The organism is Photobacterium sp. (assembly GCF_033720175.1).
GTDB lineage: Bacteria > Pseudomonadota > Gammaproteobacteria > Enterobacterales > Vibrionaceae > Photobacterium.
Map to the genome: position 1 here is coordinate 129,116 of NZ_JAWWDA010000009.1, position 19,154 is coordinate 148,269.

The window sequence follows — 19,154 nt, forward strand, 5'->3', positions numbered from 1 at the left end:
CATATTAGTCAAGACTTATCTGACTGAGCCTGAGTCTCCGTATCAGCAATCAATGTATCCCAAGATGTTACCCAATTCTGCTGCTGGTATTGCTGCGTTGCTGTTGTCTTGTTCTCAACCGCACGGCTTAATCCACCCTCTGACTGACAACCGTTAGCATCCCGCTCTGGGTGCTCAGCTAACGAGAGTTCTGCAGAATAACGATCCGTCAGTGCGGTACTATCTGGCTCAGCATCAATGTCATTCTTTCCGTCAATCAGCGCATCCAATTGTTCATCGGTGGGGTAGTAACCACCGCGGCCATACCTTTTATCCAACAAGTGGATAACCAAATGCGCCGCAACCGGTTTTTCCTGCAATATTTTATAGACCGACTTTGCCACGCTCTGGACACTAAGAATTGATTCAATACCAATAATTTGCGCCACACGGTCACGATCCTTTTTGGCTTCTTTATTACCGGAAGCATACGCGATAGAAAACCAGATATAAGCAACCGCAGCATCATTAACATCGGAGCCAAGATGCATTTTAGCCACTACATATTGCGCTTCGGTCTTACCTTGCTCGGCAGCGCGCTCTAACCAATAGGTGGCACACTGCTTATCTTTATTAACGCCCATCCCTGTCTGATAGCAATAAGCAGTTTTCATAAAACCTGTGACATCATTATTTCTTGCCGCCCTTAAACGCCAGCAAAATGCGAGATGCGGATTTTTTTCAGGGTTGGGATCTGCAACAAACCAATCACCCAAGAAAAGCTGTGCCGGGATATACTCCATTTCCGCTGCTGCAGTCATATTTTCGAGTCCGGCATCAAAGTCAGCATCAACACCGTGGCCTTGAAGTAAACAGTGGCCAAGGTTAAACAGCGCTTCTGGCTCTTTTTGTTTAGATCTAACCACCGCATCCCAATATTGAGATTTCGCTTCACCCTGCGGGTCATCAATATCCTCACGACACAGGCGGGCTAACGCATGCTGGCCGATTTCATTGCCTAAATCTGCAGCTTTCTGATACCAGTTAATTGCCTCGCGTATGTTCGTCAGCTCATACTCCTTCGCGATAGAAAGTTGGCTTGGAATATGGCCGGTTTGTCCTTTAAAAACCTTTTCTTCGCGCTCGGATATTCTTGCTTTTTCCAACACGAGTCTATATTTTTTATCTTGCAAAGCCTGCAGTCTTTCGGCTTCCTGCTGTTTTTGGGACACCATAGAATATCGTATCACTAACCAAATCAGTGGGATCCCAAGCAGGCCTAACCCCATCATAATGTCTGACATAACGCTCCAGGCAAACAGAATTACTCCCTCTTTATAACGGCCGATCACGGTACTTCTATAGCCATTAAATCTCAAAGAAGGCACTTTTAATAAAATACCCTGTAAATATTTATAAGCAATGGATGAAAAGAGATGTATCAATACTATTTAATACCAAGCGAGATAAGTACAGCGGCCTCTTTCACTATTGCAGACCTGGCAAATATCGCACTCGAATTGCCTCTCCTTGATCATTGCTCCTGAGCGCGCCTTAGCCCTGCTATGTATTCAGGATACAGCGAAATATCATTATGACCAGCTCTGACGATAACGATAGTATTGGTATTAAATCGCGGGTAAAAAAATGCCGGCCCCTGTGGGCCGGCATTGTTATAACAAAAACCTTTTAACTCAAACCGCCTGCTTTAAGTAAGCTTAATCCAGCTCAACAAGGTTCTTTTCAAATTCATCGAATTGCTTTTGTACCTTGATAGAAGGCTCTCCGCTCATCAGGCTAACTACCACGACTGACAGTGTCGCAAAAATGAATCCCGGTACAATTTCATACAGGTCGAAAATACCGCCGGTGATCTGTTTCCAGATAACCACCGTCAGCGCGCCCACAACAATACCGGTCAACGCGCCATTACGGTTCATACGCTTCCAGAACAGGCTTAGCAATAATACCGGACCAAATGCTGCACCAAAGCCCGCCCAGGCATAAGAAACCAAACCCAGCACCGTGCTGTCAGGGTTCATTGCAAGCATCAGAGCCACAATCGACAGAATAATCACCGCTACACGGCCCACCATCACGATCTCTTCAGTAGAAGCCTGAGGGCGGAAGACTTGCTTATAGAAGTCCTCTGCGAGGGCAGACGATGATACCAGCAGCTGTGAGTCAGCCGTACTCATGATGGCCGCCAAAATTGCCGCCAGTAGAATACCTGCGACAACAGGATGGAAAATTGAGTTGACCAGCAGCATGAATATTTTCTCGCCATCAGCCAGCTCGCCGGCTAATTGGTTATCGACATACAAAATACCAACTAAGCCAACCAAAATTGCACCCGCCATTGAAATGGCAGTCCATGCGACGGCAATGCGACGTGCTGTCGTAATATCACGATTAGAACGTGTTGCTTTAAAACGCGCCAGAATGTGCGGCTGACCAAAGTAACCAAGGCCCCATGCTGCCAGAGAGATGATCGCAATCGCAGACAACGGCTGACCTTTGGCATCATTAAACAGCGTCATCAGTTCTGGGTTTTTCATTTCAAGCGCAGCAGTCAGATCGCCAACACCGCCTTGCATTGCGGCGATGGGAACGATAACCAGTGCCGCAGACATCAGCAAGCCCTGAACCAGGTCCGTCCAGGATACTGCCAAGAATCCACCAAATAAGGTATATGAGACAACACAAACAGTACCGACAATCACCGCAATGCTGTAATCAAGGCCGAATACCGTTTCAAATAATTTACCGCCGGCAACTAAACCTGAACTGGTGTAGAAAAGGAAAAACAGCAAAATAAAGAATGCTGAAATGGTTTGGATCAGTTTAGATTTATCGTCAAAGCGGCGTGATAAAAACTCTGGCAGCGTCAGCGAGTTATCAGCTGTAATACTATAAGTACGCAGGCGCTTGGCACAAATCAACCAGTTCAGCCAAGTTCCCAATAGCAGGCCCCCTGCCAGCCAGAGCGATTCAATACCCGCCGCATAGGCATAACCCGGCAGACCAAGCAGCAACCACCCACTCATATCAGATGCGCCCGCAGAAAGCGCAGCAGGCCATGGCCCCAGCGAGCGGCCACCCAAGAAATAATCTGACGAGTTTGACGTACGCTTATACGCTACATATCCAATCACCATCATGGCAATCAAATAGACAATAAACGTTCCTGTAATAGCAAAGCTATTTTCTATCATTGTTGAGTTCCCTCAGTTTTTAGAGCCCCTGTTCATTGCAAGGGCTCAGTTTATCTACTGAACGTACAGTCCAGCATATTTACGTCGCAGCTCGGCTCACTGCACGTTCATTCCATCGCGAATCGGACGAGTGAAATAACAATGAGCCAGACAGTGACTTAGAAATTAGTGTTCGCCACTCCCCAGCTCCAGCAGAGTGGCATTACCGCCAACGGCAGTAATATTGATCGTTCGCGTCCTTTCGGTCACAAACCTCAATGTGTAGGTCGGGCTGCCAATTACGGGTAACGACTCACAATCGGTTTCACAGATCAATTGGGCCAGTAATCCGTCACGCGCAGCCAATTGACGCGCCAGCGCCTGTGATGTCGATAACTGGCCAGCATAAGCCACACCCGCAACCGCGGTATGGCTGACACAATCAGTAAGCTGAATATCACCAATGGCCGTGATCACCCCGCGAGCACAACCCGCTTTCTCCAGTTGTGCGACTAATTCGCCGGCCGACAGCGCAAACGCTGACGGCAAGCTCACTAACACGGTGTTACCGGTCACTAATGCAGCGGTGATCTGGCCTATAACGGCGGTAATCGATACCTCAGCATCTGCTGTAACAATAAAGACACCGCGACCAGCACTGTAAAGCTCATTGGTCTCACCCGTCGGGCCCGGCATCAGCAAGGTTTCACCAACATGTTCTAATGCATTACGGCACTGGAAAGACACCATCGCCTGAGCAGATTGATCCAGTTGCTCTGTCCACCGGTTTAGGATCTGAATGCGTTTTTCATAACCAAGCCCGTTCCAGCCTTCCCATGCGGCTAGACTGTTACCCACGATCGCTTGAATACCTATTGTCATGACTGATTCCTTTTTCAACTTAGATTAACTGCCATTACACATTGAACATGTCTTGGGTAAATCGGTACAAATAATGCGGACCACCCGCTTTCGGTCCGGTACCAGACAGCCCCTGGCCGCCAAACGGCTGAACCCCGACGACGGCACCAACCTGATCACGGTTGATATAACAGTTCCCCACACGTGCACGTTGCTCAATGTGACAATAGGTACGTTCGTTACGGCTATGCACGCCTAACGTCAGGCCAAAGCCGGTGTTATTGATTTGGTCAATCACCTGATCAATTTCATTCGCTTTAAAACGCACAATGTGAAGGATCGGGCCAAAGTTTTCATTTTTCAGCATATCAATACTGCTGATCTCAAATGCAGTCGGCGCAACAAAATCACCCGCCTTGCACTCATCGCCAAGCGCTGCTTGTGCGACTAGCGTGGCCGTATTTTTCAATGCCTCTATATGCGTCAGCAGCTTTCTTTTCGCATCAAGATCAATCACCGGACCGACATCGGTACTGTGCAGTTCAGGACGGCCAACCGACAATTCGGCCATCGCCCCTTTGATCAGTGCAACAATACGATCGGCAATGTCAGCCTGCACAAACAATACCCGTAATGCAGAACAACGCTGGCCCGCCGAGGCAAATGCCGACCGGACAACATCACGCACCACCTGCTCAGGTAGCGCTGTACTGTCAACGATCATTGCATTCTGCCCACCGGTTTCCGCGATAAACGGCACCGGTTCACAATCACGTGCAGCCAACGCGCGGTTGATCCGTTGCGCGGTTTCGGTCGAACCGGTAAACACAACCCCGGAAATACGCGTGTCAGACGTCAGCGGCGTACCCACTTCGGCACCACGACCCGGCAGAAATTGGATCGCGCCGGCAGGTACACCGGCCTCCAGCATCAGTTCAATGGCACGGAAGGCAATCAAGGATGTTTGTTCTGCCGGTTTCGCCACCACGGTATTACCCGCAGCAAGCGCGGCAGAAACCTGACCCAAGAAAATCGCTAACGGGAAGTTCCACGGGCTGATACAGGCAAAGACACCGCGCCCCTGATAGCTGAGCTGTCTGGTTGACCCATCAAAACAAGACACCGTTTGTGGCGCAGCAAACTCTGTTGCCGCCTGAACCGCGTAGAAACGACAGAAATCGACCGCTTCACGAATTTCATCAATACTGTCTTGGATGGTTTTACCTGCCTCGCGGTGACAGAGCGCAACGAGCTCGCCGGTGTGTTGTTCAAGCAGATCGGCCAGACGCTGCAAGCACTGCGCACGCTCTGCCGGCGGCGTTTGCGACCAGCTGGGATAACAGGCTGCCGCCACTTCTACCGCCTGCGCCACCTGGTTCTGGCTGGCAAACGCAACCTGACCGACGGTTTCACTGCGGTCGTACGGGGCCGTTACCGCCTTTAGCTCGCCCGTCAGGGTTACGCCGTTGACAATTGGACCCGCTTGCCATTGATGCTCGCTAAAAGCCTGGATGGCTTCATTTAACGGACGCCACTGTGATTCAATATCAATGTTGATGCCCGCCGAGTTCTTACGCTCGTCAGCAAAAATTTGCGGGGGCAGCGGAATTAAACCGTTATGCAATGTGGGGCGTGAACGTAACATATCGACCGGGTGCTCGGTCAGCGTCTCAATCGGGCAGTTGGCATCGACCAGACGGTGAACAAACGAGCTGTTGGCACCATTTTCCAGCAGCCGGCGTACCAGATAAGGTAATAAATCTTTATGACTGCCCACAGGTGCGTATATACGAACGTTAGTCTGATACATTTCCATCGCATGGTTATACAGTGCATCACCCATGCCATGCAGACGCTGGAATTCAAAGTCACGATGACTCGTCATCGCCACAATCGCCGATACGGTATGCGCGTTATGGCTGGCAAACTGAGGGTAGATAACCCCGCGCAGGTGTTCAGATAACAGGAAGCGGGAGCAGGCCAGATAAGAGCAGTCAGTTGCCTCTTTGCGGGTAAAGACCGGATAAGCGGCATAACCGCCTTGCTGTGCTAATTTCAGCTCGCTATCCCAGTAAGCCCCTTTGACCAGACGCACAGGGATCACATCACCCTGATCTTTGCTAAGCGCCGCTAGCCAGGCCAATACCGGCAGTGCGCACTTAGAATAAGACTGAACCACCAGACCAAACCGTCCCCAGCCTCGTACCACGGTCGATCGATACAATTTTTCAAACAGTTTCAGCGACAGCTCGAGCCGGTCTGCTTCTTCGGCATCAATGGTAATGCCGATATTCAGTTCACGGGCGCGTTCTAGCAATGCCAGTACCGAGTGATACATTTCATCCAGGACACGCGCCTCATTGGCCACGTCATAACGCGGGTGCAACGCAGATAGCTTGATCGATACCGTCGGATCCGGTGATTTCCGATTGCTCTGCTTTTGACTATGATAAGTATCACGACCAACCGCTTCGATCGCCATAATGTAGTCTTTAAAATACTTCTGAGCGTCATGGGCAGTCAGCGCCGATTCACCCAACATATCAAAAGTGTATGTAAAACCTTGATCTCGTTTGTCCTTTGCATTTTTCATCGCTTCCACAATGGTCCTGCCTAACACAAACTGATGGCCCATGATCTTCATGGCCTGATGCATCGCCTGACGGATCACCGGCTCAGACATTTTATTGACCAGGCGATTGATCACATGCGAAGGGGTACCATCGGCTTTGGCGTCCATACTGACCACTTTTCCGGTCAGCATCAGCCCCCAGGTTGAGGCATTGACAAACAGGGAGTCAGAATTTTTGAGGTGAGATTTCCAATCGGCAACACTGAGTTTATCGCGGATCAGTGCATCTGCGGTTGCGGCATCAGGAATACGCATTAAGGCTTCAGCCAGACACATCAGTAAAATACCTTCTCTGGTATCTAGGCTGTACTCCAGCAGCAGTGCATCAATCATTTGGATTGCATCTTGATCTGCGCGCACGCGCTTGATCAGCTCGGTCGCTTTTTCTGTCGCCTGTTTACGTTCGAGCTCCGAAGGCTCTGCAAGAGGAAGCAGTTGTTCGAGCCACTGTGACTCATCTGCAGAATAAAGCGGTGAAATCAGTTGCCAGATTTCATCCAATGGCCGCTCAATAAACGATGGCTGAAGTACATCTGCCGCATTGAACATAATCGTGTCCTCAATAATATATTCTGAATTTCCATCCAGTCTAAATGTTACATTAGTGTTGCTATTGAGGGGGATTCTATTTTCCACAGCTCTGATAGTCTTGCCATATTCTCCGATAATTTTTAGAAAAAGTCCGTTTTTTAACAAAATAAGACACAACCCCTCAGCAAAATATCTGCCACGAGGTTTAATTCGGCCATAATTCCGTCAACAACAAATTAATTGGGTAAAAAAGATCGCTGGGATATTTATGCGCGAAAGCAATAAAGTAAGCGAGTTTTCAACGACGCTGTAAGAAAATCAATCAAGCGCGGCCTAAACCGCTTCCAGCGATTACAAAAGCCGTCAAACCTTCATAAAACTATGAATTAAAAACAAAAATATGGGGAGAGGGATTATAAATTATCTTTTTTGAAACGCGCCGGCGGCATACCGTACAGACGGGAGAACGATTGAGTAAAGCTGCTCTGGCTGGCAAATCCGCAGCTTTGTGCCACCTGTGCCAGACTCAGTTGAGACTCGTCCATAAGCTGCTTCGCCATTTCCAATCGTTTTTTCAAAACATACTGATACGGGGTGACCCCTGTCTGTTCTTTAAACAATAAATGAAACTGGCTTTCGCCGAGAAACACCAGGCCAGCTAATTGTGTTACTGATATTTTACGAATTAGATGCTGAATTATGTACTGATCGATAACATCCATATTAAGCCGAGAGACATGGCGATCTGATCCCAGTGGCTTAAAATGACGCTGTAAGATACACATCAAAGTATCGGTACAGGCTTTGCTCAGCAGCAAATCATCCGGGTGGGCCATCATTTCAGCGGTCAGTGCCTTGATCAAGTTTTGCGCCTGAATATCAAGGTGAAAATAGCCTGACTGCTCAAACAGGCGTTCCATCCGTTCATTCGCATAAGAGGGCAATATTTGATCAAGAGAGACGCTCTCCACTGGCAAATTCATTACCAGGATCTCATTTTTCCCTATGCCGGAAAACGCGTGCTCAGAGTCCGCTGTCACCAGACAGCCATGACCCGGATACACTAAATTACCATAGCCTTCAATATCAAATTCGGTCTGTCCCGACAGACCAATTACGACCTGATTGTAACCGTGGTTATGATGTTCCATTAGTTCAGGTAACACGACAATCTCTGAGGGTTTAAACTTATCGTTCATGTAAGGTAATACAATCCAAATGGAGACAGCTTATTGTCTCAATAACAGCAGCAAGACACCAGTGCGGGCTTACTCTAAACATAGTAGATAGATAAACAGAAAGTCCCGGAAAAGTGATCAAGCCATCATTTTTTACGGAATCTGTCATTTCAATTAATAAAATAACGCTGAAGGCCCTACTCCATACGGCTTCTGCGGGATAAATCCGATTTCCCGGATCTTTACCTTTTAATACCAGAAATCTGACCTAAATCAGGTTAAACTATAATTAACAATAACTTAAAAATAAATACTACTTGATCATGCTTCCGCATTAAACGGCTCATTGCAGGCACAACACATTTACACATTTCGCCAAACATGATCCTGCCTTGATCACGCTTCCATATTTTCCTGGATCATCATTCAGGATCCCGCTTGATCATCGTTCCAGTTGAAATGACATGGCCCGTTATTTATCTCTACTTGATCATCGTTCCGGCAGAGTGGCCGCCCCCACGCGTCCAGATCTACCATGTAACAATGAGATATCGTCATAACTCCCAGTACTCTATATCTGTACAGCGTGCTAACTTCCTTATGATCTATTGAGATCCTGCGGTTTGACTAAAGTCGGGCCATTTTTTAGCAATAAAACGCGCCTCAGGTGCTACGATTTACCGTGCTCGCCAGGATCACAAGCTATTTTATTATTCCAACAGCAGATACTTGATCATCGCTCTACCCTTGATCATGTTTTCGGGAATATAACGGGATTATTGCTATGTTTTTAATTTTGAATTGACGGTTTACTGGGCAGGCGTCGAGCTGTCGGCGCCTTTATCATATTCGCTGATTCTCCTTCTATTGAAGAAAAATGTGTCGGTCGATACCATATTACTTATTCGTCACCAGCTTCAATATCTCGGGGCTTTTCCTCTGTATTCATAACTAGGCAACATCTACAATAATAGTGGTGGCAGGCTGTTTCCTCAATTGACCAAGCTGTTTTTAAGATACTCTATGTGTCAGTTGCCACTCTGTTTGGCGCTCATGGCTACCGTTTTCTATTCGAATAACCAATCGGATAGTCCGCATAAAAAACCGGGTGTTTTAATTCATCCCTTTGTTTTTAATTCCCATAGGACAAGATGAATAGTATTGATGTATAAGATAAACATAATACATAAGCCAAGCGTATCTCATGATCAGTAAGACTCACAATAATAAGATTCTGTCAATAGGTGATTTCCCCCCTTCTTTGTTAGCGCGCGATTGGCTATAGTTATCTCGTAGACAGGGAATGTACTTCACTGTGAACTGTCTGCAGTATCCAGCATTGGATACATGCCAATGAAGTTGCTTTGATATAAACCCTCATATCAAAGCATCAAACTTAATTGGATACCTCTTCTACACGTCGTACAGGATTGTGCTCTTCGGAGTCAAACTCTTGTCTTTGCCGGTCTTATAGACCGGCTTTTTTTTTATCAATACAGACCATTATGCCTAATAATCCGGCACATGAATTGTGTTACATTTACCCTGCCTACTAATTTACCTACAATCAGATTTATCTGAGCGATAGCGTTAGGCGAGAGCAGTGAAAGACAAAGTCGATCCATCCCTTCTACATATTTTTAATCAACTCCCTGGTTGCTGGGGCTGTAAAGATAAAGACTCTGTATTTGTTTATGCAAATGAAGAGTATGGAAAGATTATTGGTCTCGACCATCATTTAGAATGTATTGGCAGAACAGATTTTGATATGCCAAGCCCGACAATAGAATGTGCCGACTCTTTCCGGGAACAAGACTTCCAAGTGGTCTCATCAGGACAACGCATGCGGGTACTCGATATTCACCCCTATTCGGATGGCAGCTGGCGTGCGCATTTATTCACTAAAACACCTTGGAAGAGTGACGAAGGTAATATATTAGGCACTATTTTTTCTGGGGTTGAACTAAAAGACACGGCCATTTTAGAAGTGGGGCATTGGATTTGCCGGGCTGCCGGGCTGAATAAAAAAGACCAAGCGTCTTTTAGCTTAGATCTGCATAATCAAAAAGTCGCGATAAACACCCGCGAATCTGAAGTCCTGTTTCTATTGCTGTATGGAAAAAAGCCGCAATATATTGCCAAGGTACTGAATGTTTCGGTTAAAACCGTTGAGAACTATGTACTTCGCCTACGCGAAAAGTTTAATGCTAATTCGAAGGGAGAGCTCATCGATCTGGCGTTAGATCTCGGCTTTGGCTCGCATATCCCTGAAAGCATGCTAAAAAGCCAACTGTCGGTCATTCTAAAAGAATAGATCACCTCACAATGCAGGTTCGACGAGAATCTCGCGTTATGAGGTTGGTCTAGCGTCAACAATAACCAGCAGTGTCTCTTTTCTGCAGAATGAGTTTTACTTTTTGAAACCATTTGTTCAGAAAATCATTTTTCAGATCAAATTTTAGCTCGTTGTTTATTTATACAATCGCTGCGAATGTATTTAGCCATGATGAAACATGGCTGTCAGTCGTAACCAGTCAGGTTATGTACCAGAACCACTTTGGCAGAAGATATGAAACAATTCACTATCACTTACGTTGTACATCCACACTTTAATATTCCGTTTAAATACGAAATAATGGCAAGTAATGAGATTAACTCCATTCGAGATGCAGAAAAAGCGCTGACGGTACGCCATCCAGAGGGAGTAAGCATTGTTACTTCCAATGAAGCCGTCTTATAAAAGATGTCCGTATAATAAAATCACAGCGATACGATAATTGCATAAAAAAAGTGTAGCGACATAACAGCTACACTTTTTATTTAGAACCAAACCACTAAGGCGCTAATCGTTCAATTGTCCATTCTGATGCATCTTTAGAATATAAGAAACGGTCATGAAGGCGGTGCTCTCCCCCCTGCCAGAACTCTATCGAATTGATTTTCACACGATATCCGCCCCAGAATGTCGGAACAGGCACATCACCCTTAGCAAATTTTTGTTTCAGCTCCATAAACTTCCCTTCCAGGGCCTGACGCGCTGAAATTCGGCTGCTCTGCTTGCTTGCCCATGCCGCAATCTGGCTTTCTTTCGGACGTGATGAAAAGTACTTCATTACTTCAAGTGTCGACAGCTTTTGTGCTTCTCCGGTCACATGCACCTGACGCTCAATAGGATGCCACGGGAAATGCAGACTGATCTTAGCATTGTGGCTCAGATGCAGGGCTTTGCGGCTACCCAAATTGGTATAAAACACAAAACCGTCTTGATCAAAGTGTTTCAGTAAAACAATACGCTGAAAAGGTTGTCCGTTTTCATCCACTGTCGCGACAGTCATCGCGGTAGGATCAGTAATTTTCGCATCAATTGCTTGTTTTAACCATTTTGCAAATAAAGACAGTGGCTCATCTGGTAAATCATGGCGACGTAATCCACCTTTCGTGTACTCACGACGAATATCAGACAATTCCATTGTTATCTCCGCTTATTAAACTTGAGCCGATATGGCATTTTAAGAAATTGTGCGCTTTGCCAATAGGAAAAACAAGCACATTAAAGTTGTTTGGGTATAACACATACTCAGTAACGCCACTTATATCTTTCTGAGCCATTTTTTGCTTCCGGAGGTCGAAAACATCAAAGCTCTGCAAGCCAGTTCGTGTTTTGGCATCGCGAAATTTGCTATTTTGCACTACTAAAAATGATCGGAATGATCCTGTGCAAAAAAACAAATTTTCCAGCCTTATTATTTTTCTCGGCCTGATCCTGGCCGCGCTCATCGCCAATATTACCTACCAGCAAGTTAAACAGCATTTATCAGAAAGAATTACTAACGATGTCAGTCAACTCGGTGAGAAGCTCGATGCCCAGCTATCACGATATAGCAAATTACCGGAAGTTTTAGCCAATGACCCACGTCTGATTTCGCCACTCATGGCTGATAATCCCCCCCATGCTGCTGTTGTTGCCCACGACCAGCAAATCAGTTTGCTGTTGCAGGAATGGGCAAATAAATTGAATGCCGATACGATTTATTTAATCAACCGCAGCGGTGATACGCTGGCGGCCAGTAACTGGCAAAATAAAAGCAGCTTTGTCGGGCAGAATTATGCTTATCGTCCTTATTTTCAAGATGCAATGCGTGGCAAACTCGGCCAGTACTTTGCTTTGGGTGTCCGCTCAGATAAGCGCGGTTATTACTTTTCCGCCCCGATCTACCAACAACAGCAGATCATTGGGGTTCTGGTGATAAAAGTTGATCTGTCTTTGGTTGAAGATATCTGGCAATACGATCAAATCGAATATGCCATTACCGATCACCTCGGCGTGATTTTCTACAGCTCAGAAGACAGTTGGCTATACCGATCTCTGGTTGTGCTTACCGATGAACAAAAGCAACAGGTATTCTCTTCGCGTCAATACGGCCAGACAAGGCTGGAGCCGTTAAGTAATTTACCTCTCCTGACTGAATTTAATCAGCAGGAAATCAGCAATATCACCATTCCCGGAGTCAATCAAAGCGAAGCCTTTCTGTTAGCCAGCCACAATATGGAACAAGCGGGATGGACTATTTATGGCTTTAACCCGATTAACGCCGCGTATCGATATGTGGTTCAGGCACTGTTCGCCTTCACAGTCTTTTACATGCTGCTTTGTCTAGCTGTTATGTCCTGGTTTCAGACTTTCACAACCAAAAAAGAACTGGCCCAGCTCAATGATAAGCTTGAACAGCTGGTGACTGAACGTACCCATAATTTGATGGAAACCAACCAGCAGTTGCGCGATACCATTGAGCAATACGAACACAGCCAGGCGGAATTGAAACAGACACAGAGCGAACTGGTCCAAGCGGCCAAACTTGCATTGCTCGGAGAGCTGTCAGCAAGCATTAATCATGAGATTAATCAGCCTCTTGCAGCGATGCGGACTTACGCGGAAAATACCCGGAAACTGTTGCAAAAAAATCGTTATGAAGCTGTCGCCGGTAATATTGACGAGATCATCAATCTGAATCTGATGGTGTCGGACATTATCTCGCGGTTCAAAGTCTTTGCCCGGAAGACAACCGAGAACAACAACCGTACGGTGGCCGCCGACTCTATTCGCTCTGCTGTCAGCCTGCTACGTAATAAATTAATTAAGCAAGGCGTGATCTTACGCCTTGGTGAGCTGCCTCCCGATCTGCTGGTTCGCGCCGATGCGGTTCAATTTGAACAGGTACTGGTCAATGTGCTGCACAACGCCATTCAGGCTCTTGGCGGTACAAGCTCTCCCCAAATTGGTGTCCAGTTAAAACCGTTCGCGGAGGTGGTCGAAATACGGATCTGGGATAATGGCCCGGGCTTGGATGATGATCAGAAAAAACGTATTTTCACCCCTTTCTTTACGACTAAAAAAGAGGGGCTAGGGCTAGGGCTAACCATTTCAAGAAGGATCATAGATTCCTTCTCCGGTAACCTGACTATTGAGGATCATTATAGTGGTGGCGCAGAATTTGTTATTACTCTGCCCCGCTGTACCGAGGATGTGTAATGAACAAGCAAGTAATTTTTATTGACGATGAGAAGCCAATCCGCGATGCATTGGGGCAAACATTAGAACTTGAAGACTACGACGTAACACTCTTTGCCAGTGCCAAACCGGCTTTAGAGATGCTGGAGAGCCACTTTGGCGGTGTTATCATCTCCGATATCAATATGCCCGGTATTGATGGGATCAGCTTTTTAAAGCGTGCGCTGGCTATCGATCCCGAACTGTCGGTCATTTTACTGACCGGTCATGGGGATATTTCGACGGCTGTTGATGCTATGCGAAACGGTGCCTATGATTTTCTGGAAAAACCATTCTCGACAGATAACTTACTTGATGTTGTTAAACGAGCAGGCGATAAGCGTGAATTGGTACTTGAAAATCGCGAATTAAGACGCGAACTGGAAGCGCAAAGTGGACCCGGTCCTCGTATTCTTGGTAATAACCCTAAAATAAAACAATTAAGACGGATCCTGACGCACATTAAAGACACGCCTGCTGACGTGATGATCCATGGTGAAACGGGAACCGGTAAAGAGCTCGTCGCACGCTTCTTGCACGATCACAGTATTCGCCAGAATAAACCTTTTGTTGCCATTAACTGTGGCGCTATTCCTGAAACCATGATTGAAAGCGAGTTATTTGGTTATGAATCAGGGGCATTTACCGGCGCTCAGAAAAAGCGGGTCGGTAAAATAGCTTATGCCAATGGCGGAACGCTGTTTTTGGACGAAATAGAATCAATGCCAATGCTGTTGCAAATAAAACTCTTGCGAGTACTGGAAGAGCGTAAGGTTGAACCCCTAGGCACCAACCAGGCTATCGATCTCGATATTCGAATTATCGCGGCAACAAAACAGGACCTAAGACTGATGGGCGAGCGCGGTGAGTTTCGCCAAGATCTTTACTATCGCCTGAATGTTGTCAGTGTTGACATTCCGCCATTACGGGATCGCAAAGATGACATCCCGATGCTGTTTCAGAACTTTAGTCGTTCAGCCACAACTCGCTATGGCATCGAGCCGCCTACGATTAGTTTGGAACAACAACAAAAATTACTTGAACACGATTGGCCTGGAAATGTAAGAGAGTTACGCAACTTGGCTGAACGCCTGGTCTTGATGGGCGAGACTTCTGGCTTAAATGATGATGGTCAAATCAGTGATGATCCGCTTACCCTAACGCTGACAGATCGACTCCATCAATTTGAGTTTACGTTACTCTGTGATGCACTAAAGCGTCATAATGGCCGTTTAAAAGAAGTTCAGGAAGAGCTTGGACTCGCGCGTAAGACCCTGTACGACAAAATGAAAAAGCACGGTATTGATAAAGACGATTTCAAGATAACTCTCTAACGGCTAGTGCCTGTTAATGGCCTTCATGTTAACGGGACTGGTGCAATCAAAGCGCAAAGCTTGTCGGCAAGGCCGCCATGCCTTATAGACGAAAATATCTAAATGAAGTGTTCCGCCAACATGCAGCGATTTAGTTAATCAAATCAAAAAATGCCAGCAAGAAGGCTATTTACAGTGTAAATCTAACATCAACAATGGAGCATGCCTCACCTTATTTACACTGTAAATCCTGCGAGGCTGGTTATAAAGGCGATAACTCAAGGAGCTGTTCTTTGTAGATGATCTTACACGGACCATGCTCCTGACTCACATTCATGACTAATTTTTCAAGTCGACAGTTCACACCCGTATACAGATGGTTAAACGCTGTAATTGATACAGCCCTGCGCAATTCATCATATTCACTCTTTAAGCAAGTATAATGCGCTTTTAGCGATTTAATTTTCTCTATATGTCGGGTACGCGTATCAATCACTTTCTGCACTAATTCTGCCGGGCGCTTAGATTGTGGGATTTTCAACAGTTTCTGCTGAGCGACATGAATTTTTTCCATTTTTTCTCGGTGATGCTCAAGAGACTTATATGTATCAGCCAACTGCCGACGCAAGACATGGTAATTATTGAAAGCCGTAATTTCAGTTTGTGTTCCGGCCGTAGCGCCGATATTAACGGCTTTAACACTGTAACCAGCATGAATAGTACCGCCGCTTAATGTACCGTGCCGTTTTGACGAATCGCAAACAATCACTTCACCTTGTGTCCGGATCTGACAATGAAGTGCATGGAGCGAAAAGGCCACATCTTGTCCCGCATCTATCTCAACATACTGAGCAAACTTGGCGGAAACTTTTCCACCCGACTTAATATAACAGGTTAGGTCCTTATCTTTCTGCTGTTGCCTGCCGATCAGCCCGTCAGCAACCACAATGTCACCGCCAGCCCTGAGTTCTGCTAACTCAACCACGCCGGTGATCGTAATACTGCCTGTCGCGATTACCTTCATGCCAGGCATAACGTCGCCATTAATCACCACACAACCATCAAAATTAACATGGCCAGTATTGACATTGACACCTTTGAGGATCAATGCATCATCAACTTGCATCCCATTACCTTTGATGATCGGCATACCGGCTTTTGACGCGACCAGTAGATTTTCATTAGTGTCACTGATTTCAGTACCTTCACCGACATCAAAAGTGATCTCTTTACCCGGTACAGCCGCAAGTTCGTTGCCAATAACATTAAAGCCGGACACCCCTTGCGTTGCGGGAATACGGCGCATAATGGCCTCGCTCGCTTTCACTGTTACCATCTCACCCAAATTCCGCATATCTACGCGGCCATCATCTGTTGCCTGCGGCTGTAACACACGATGACTGGCATCTTCAACTAAAGGCTCAAACTGACTATCAAGACCGTTCTCCGGAAGTCGGCCAAAAGCAACAGGTAAGGTAAACTTCTCGCCAGGCTCCAACTCGTGAGCTGTAGATAAAAGTTCCTGTAATTGATTCTTTCGAATACCTTTAATGATGTGATGTTCTTTCAGTGCCTTCACAAGAGTATTACCGGCCACAGGTTCACCGCCATAAGCACCGACAACGGTAATTGAGGCCGTCATTAAATCCGCTTCGGTTTTTACCAAAAGCATCGCATCTCTTTTTTCAGCAATAAGCAGACTTGTCGGCTCAATGGTTGTGTCATCTGATACCGGTGAATTTAAGATCTCCAACGCAGATTCAATCGCATTCTCAAACAAAAAGAAATGACTTGCCTGATGATCAGCAATAGCAGCATAAATATCGACGCGTTTGATTTCCATCTCTGAGCCTTGCTGTGGTCGGACAAGGATAGAAATACTGTGACCATCTTGAGACAGCTGCAGAAGCTGTTGCGACATAGAGAAACTCCTTCACTCTAGTGCGAATTTTAACCATCAGGGCGGTAATGTAAGGCAATGATATTTGGTGAAATATACCATCATTTTAACCTATAGTTGAGCACTTGATGTAGAAGTGAGTTCACACTTCAGATAGAGACGGGATGATTTAATTAACGATATTCTCAATATCGTCGTACAGGCATGGATAAAGACTTGATGGCATATGATTATTCTAAAAATTGACAGCAAACACAACAAAAACGGGTGGAAATCCCCCCTAATGATTTTAACGTTGGGTGACTATCTACTCGTTTATTTTTATATCATAGTTGTATCTGAATTATGAAGCTACGTAATCCATTGAAATACATAATATAAATAATCAAATAGGTTAGCTGTTACTCTTGGCACAATAATCGCTATACAAAAGTTAACAATCTAGGACCTCTGAATAAAGCTTGCTGTTCTTCCCCCCGATTTTAACAGCAGGTCAGTCCTTTTTAATGCCCCGACACTCGGGGCATTTTTTTTAAATGATGTCAGAGACCAAAAACATCAGTTCTTTGTCTGTCAACCAATTATTTTGATGGAACTCGTAGCGAAACAAACCACCGCTAGCAGTACTCGAGCTCCGCTCGGTGAGGTAACCATCAAGAAGCGGGATCCCTTGCAGGCTCAATTCATAAGAAGCATTGGTATCCATCGCAGTTGCAGACTCTAGAATCATACTGTTTTTACTTAACCGAACAACAGAGATCCTGGCTCCGACATCATGGAGATTAGAGTCGGTATAGATTTCATGCTTACGAATACGTGCGGCCAGACCACCGTTATTCAGTGTATAAGTCAGGTTGGTACGAAAAGAATGAACTGGTTCAAACAACCGCTTTAGCGCTTGGCTTTGGACTTTTACTAAGCTCATAACCCCCCCTCATGACGTTCATTTATTTTTTGCCTCAATAACACCGATCAAGCAAGAATGATATTGTTCGGTCAAACTGCCGCTAACATGACAATTCAGATTAAATCCGAATAAAATGAACACCATAAAATAGATAATGCCTAAGACTTTTAACTCTAGACTAAAATCTCAAAATAGGTGAAATCCAGTGTTGATAATTCCGCTCGCTTTAAATTGTCGTATTTTGTTATAACCACTCGACGAAACAAGTGTCTTTACGAGAAAAGAAGGATTTACAGTGTAAACCAAACAGTAGGATTCCTGATTTACACTGTAAATAAGAGAGGAAAGGAGGAAGACATTACAAATCAAAAAACTCAGCAATGGCGTGTTGGCCACGCTCTTGAAGGAAGTCTAGAAAACACTTGGGATGATGCGTCACTACACGTTCCAACGGAAAGTTCACTTTTTTAAGCAAATGGCGTACATGGGTGAAGTTACCAACATCATCAGCAAAATGTGCATCCGAGCCCGTGGTAATTCTGCCTCCCATCTCTTTGACAAAAGCGGCAATATCTTCACAACGCAGCTCGCTTCCTTGACGAGAACCACAAAGTGACGAGTTATTTATCTCAATCAACACATTATGTTTTGCCGCTGAAGTGATGACAGCTTCAAAATCAAAATCAAAATTGGGATTGCCAAGATGACCAATCGCATCAACTCGCCCTGACGCAATCATCTTGAGCAAAGCCTGAGTGTGGGTATGTTTATCAGCCGGACGAAAAACGGGCTCATGTAAGCTGCCAATCACCCAATCGAGCTGATCGGTAATTCGCGGGTCAAGATCGATCTCACCATCAACATTGATAAGATTCGCCTCAACACCGCGCAAGATTCCGACGCCATGAAGAAAGCGAGGTAATACTCGCTGATTGGCAAAATGCCAAAAATGCGGTGCGCCGGGCATGGTTGGCGCGTGGTCTGTCACGCAAAACAACGCCAGACCTTTCTGTGAAGCGGCCTGTGCATTTTCTAAAACCGTACTATAAGCATGACCGCTTGAAATAGTATGGGTATGTGTATCAACCAAAAACTGCATAATATCTTATTC

13 protein-coding genes are annotated in these 19,154 nt (G+C 45.7%); 4 read left to right on the forward strand and 9 right to left on the reverse strand.

Features of this window, described 5'->3' with window-relative positions:
- Positions 1-8 precede the first annotated feature (8 nt).
- From R3289_RS12270 to R3289_RS12290, 5 genes are all read right to left on the reverse strand, one after another.
- On the reverse strand, positions 9-1,283 hold the full coding sequence (locus R3289_RS12270) for a tetratricopeptide repeat protein (protein ID WP_318925841.1): 1,275 nt from the start codon (positions 1,281-1,283) through the stop codon (positions 9-11).
- Between the two features lie 414 nt (positions 1,284-1,697).
- On the reverse strand, positions 1,698-3,194 hold the full coding sequence (putP, locus tag R3289_RS12275; RefSeq protein ID WP_318925843.1) for a sodium/proline symporter PutP: 1,497 nt from the start codon (positions 3,192-3,194) through the stop codon (positions 1,698-1,700).
- 165 nt (positions 3,195-3,359) lie between these two features.
- Positions 3,360-4,055 (reverse strand): aldehyde dehydrogenase family protein, encoded by a 696-nt coding sequence (locus R3289_RS12280; protein WP_318925845.1) that lies wholly within the window; start codon positions 4,053-4,055, stop codon positions 3,360-3,362.
- A gap of 34 nt (positions 4,056-4,089) precedes the next feature.
- On the reverse strand, positions 4,090-7,215 hold the full coding sequence (gene putA / locus R3289_RS12285; RefSeq protein WP_318925847.1) for a bifunctional proline dehydrogenase/L-glutamate gamma-semialdehyde dehydrogenase PutA: 3,126 nt from the start codon (positions 7,213-7,215) through the stop codon (positions 4,090-4,092).
- Positions 7,216-7,610: 395 nt separating this feature from the next.
- Positions 7,611-8,396 carry an AraC family transcriptional regulator gene (locus R3289_RS12290; RefSeq protein WP_318925849.1) on the reverse strand — a complete coding sequence of 262 codons (786 nt, stop codon included), beginning with the start codon at positions 8,394-8,396 and terminating at the stop codon, positions 7,611-7,613.
- A gap of 1,582 nt (positions 8,397-9,978) precedes the next feature.
- Here R3289_RS12290 and R3289_RS12295 point away from each other — a divergent pair.
- The gene (locus R3289_RS12295; protein WP_318925850.1) at positions 9,979-10,689 is read left to right on the forward strand and encodes a helix-turn-helix transcriptional regulator; all 711 of its coding nucleotides are present in this window, start codon (positions 9,979-9,981) and stop codon (positions 10,687-10,689) included.
- Between the two features lie 255 nt (positions 10,690-10,944).
- Positions 10,945-11,115 carry an addiction module component gene (locus tag R3289_RS12300; RefSeq protein ID WP_318925851.1) on the forward strand — a complete coding sequence of 57 codons (171 nt, stop codon included), beginning with the start codon at positions 10,945-10,947 and terminating at the stop codon, positions 11,113-11,115.
- A 94-nt stretch (positions 11,116-11,209) separates the two neighbouring features.
- Here the strand turns inward: R3289_RS12300 and pdxH are convergent, their stop codons facing one another.
- Positions 11,210-11,845 (reverse strand): pyridoxamine 5'-phosphate oxidase, encoded by a 636-nt coding sequence (pdxH, locus tag R3289_RS12305; RefSeq protein WP_318925852.1) that lies wholly within the window; start codon positions 11,843-11,845, stop codon positions 11,210-11,212.
- Between the two features lie 245 nt (positions 11,846-12,090).
- Between pdxH and R3289_RS12310 the strand changes: the two genes are divergently transcribed.
- Positions 12,091-13,905: an ATP-binding protein gene (locus R3289_RS12310; protein WP_318925854.1), complete on the forward strand. Its 1,815-nt coding sequence runs from the start codon at positions 12,091-12,093 to the stop codon at positions 13,903-13,905.
- The gene (locus R3289_RS12315) at positions 13,905-15,257 is read left to right on the forward strand and encodes a sigma-54 dependent transcriptional regulator (RefSeq protein WP_318925856.1); all 1,353 of its coding nucleotides are present in this window, start codon (positions 13,905-13,907) and stop codon (positions 15,255-15,257) included. Before R3289_RS12310 ends, R3289_RS12315 begins: the two co-directional genes overlap by 1 nt.
- A gap of 241 nt (positions 15,258-15,498) precedes the next feature.
- Here R3289_RS12315 and R3289_RS12320 read toward each other — a convergent pair whose 3' ends face one another.
- The 3 genes from R3289_RS12320 to R3289_RS12330 all read right to left on the reverse strand — a co-directional run bounded on the left by R3289_RS12320 (position 15,499) and on the right by R3289_RS12330 (position 19,142).
- Positions 15,499-17,157 (reverse strand): FapA family protein, encoded by a 1,659-nt coding sequence (locus R3289_RS12320; protein WP_318925858.1) that lies wholly within the window; start codon positions 17,155-17,157, stop codon positions 15,499-15,501.
- A 511-nt stretch (positions 17,158-17,668) separates the two neighbouring features.
- A complete protein-coding gene (locus R3289_RS12325; RefSeq protein ID WP_318925859.1) occupies positions 17,669-18,061 on the reverse strand; it encodes a hypothetical protein in 393 nt (130 codons plus the stop codon).
- A 340-nt stretch (positions 18,062-18,401) separates the two neighbouring features.
- The gene (locus R3289_RS12330) at positions 18,402-19,142 is read right to left on the reverse strand and encodes a phosphatase (RefSeq protein ID WP_318925861.1); all 741 of its coding nucleotides are present in this window, start codon (positions 19,140-19,142) and stop codon (positions 18,402-18,404) included.
- Between the last annotated feature and the right edge of the window lie 12 nt (positions 19,143-19,154).

Bases quoted from the DNA above. Each gene is read 5' to 3' on its own strand.
- R3289_RS12325 (WP_318925859.1), bottom strand. From the start codon at position 18,061: ATGAGCTTAGTAAAAGTCCAAAGCCAAGCGCTAAAGCGGTTGTTTGAA.
- R3289_RS12280 (WP_318925845.1), bottom strand. From the start codon at position 4,055: ATGACAATAGGTATTCAAGCGATCGTGGGTAACAGTCTAGCCGCATGG.
- putA (WP_318925847.1), bottom strand. From the start codon at position 7,215: ATGTTCAATGCGGCAGATGTACTTCAGCCATCGTTTATTGAGCGGCCA.
- pdxH (WP_318925852.1), bottom strand. From the start codon at position 11,845: ATGGAATTGTCTGATATTCGTCGTGAGTACACGAAAGGTGGATTACGT.
- R3289_RS12270 (WP_318925841.1), bottom strand. From the start codon at position 1,283: ATGTCAGACATTATGATGGGGTTAGGCCTGCTTGGGATCCCACTGATT.
- R3289_RS12330 (WP_318925861.1), bottom strand. From the start codon at position 19,142: ATGCAGTTTTTGGTTGATACACATACCCATACTATTTCAAGCGGTCAT.
- R3289_RS12320 (WP_318925858.1), bottom strand. From the start codon at position 17,157: ATGTCGCAACAGCTTCTGCAGCTGTCTCAAGATGGTCACAGTATTTCT.
- R3289_RS12290 (WP_318925849.1), bottom strand. From the start codon at position 8,396: ATGAACGATAAGTTTAAACCCTCAGAGATTGTCGTGTTACCTGAACTA.
- R3289_RS12300 (WP_318925851.1), top strand. From the start codon at position 10,945: ATGAAACAATTCACTATCACTTACGTTGTACATCCACACTTTAATATT.
- R3289_RS12315 (WP_318925856.1), top strand. From the start codon at position 13,905: ATGAACAAGCAAGTAATTTTTATTGACGATGAGAAGCCAATCCGCGAT.
- putP (WP_318925843.1), bottom strand. From the start codon at position 3,194: ATGATAGAAAATAGCTTTGCTATTACAGGAACGTTTATTGTCTATTTG.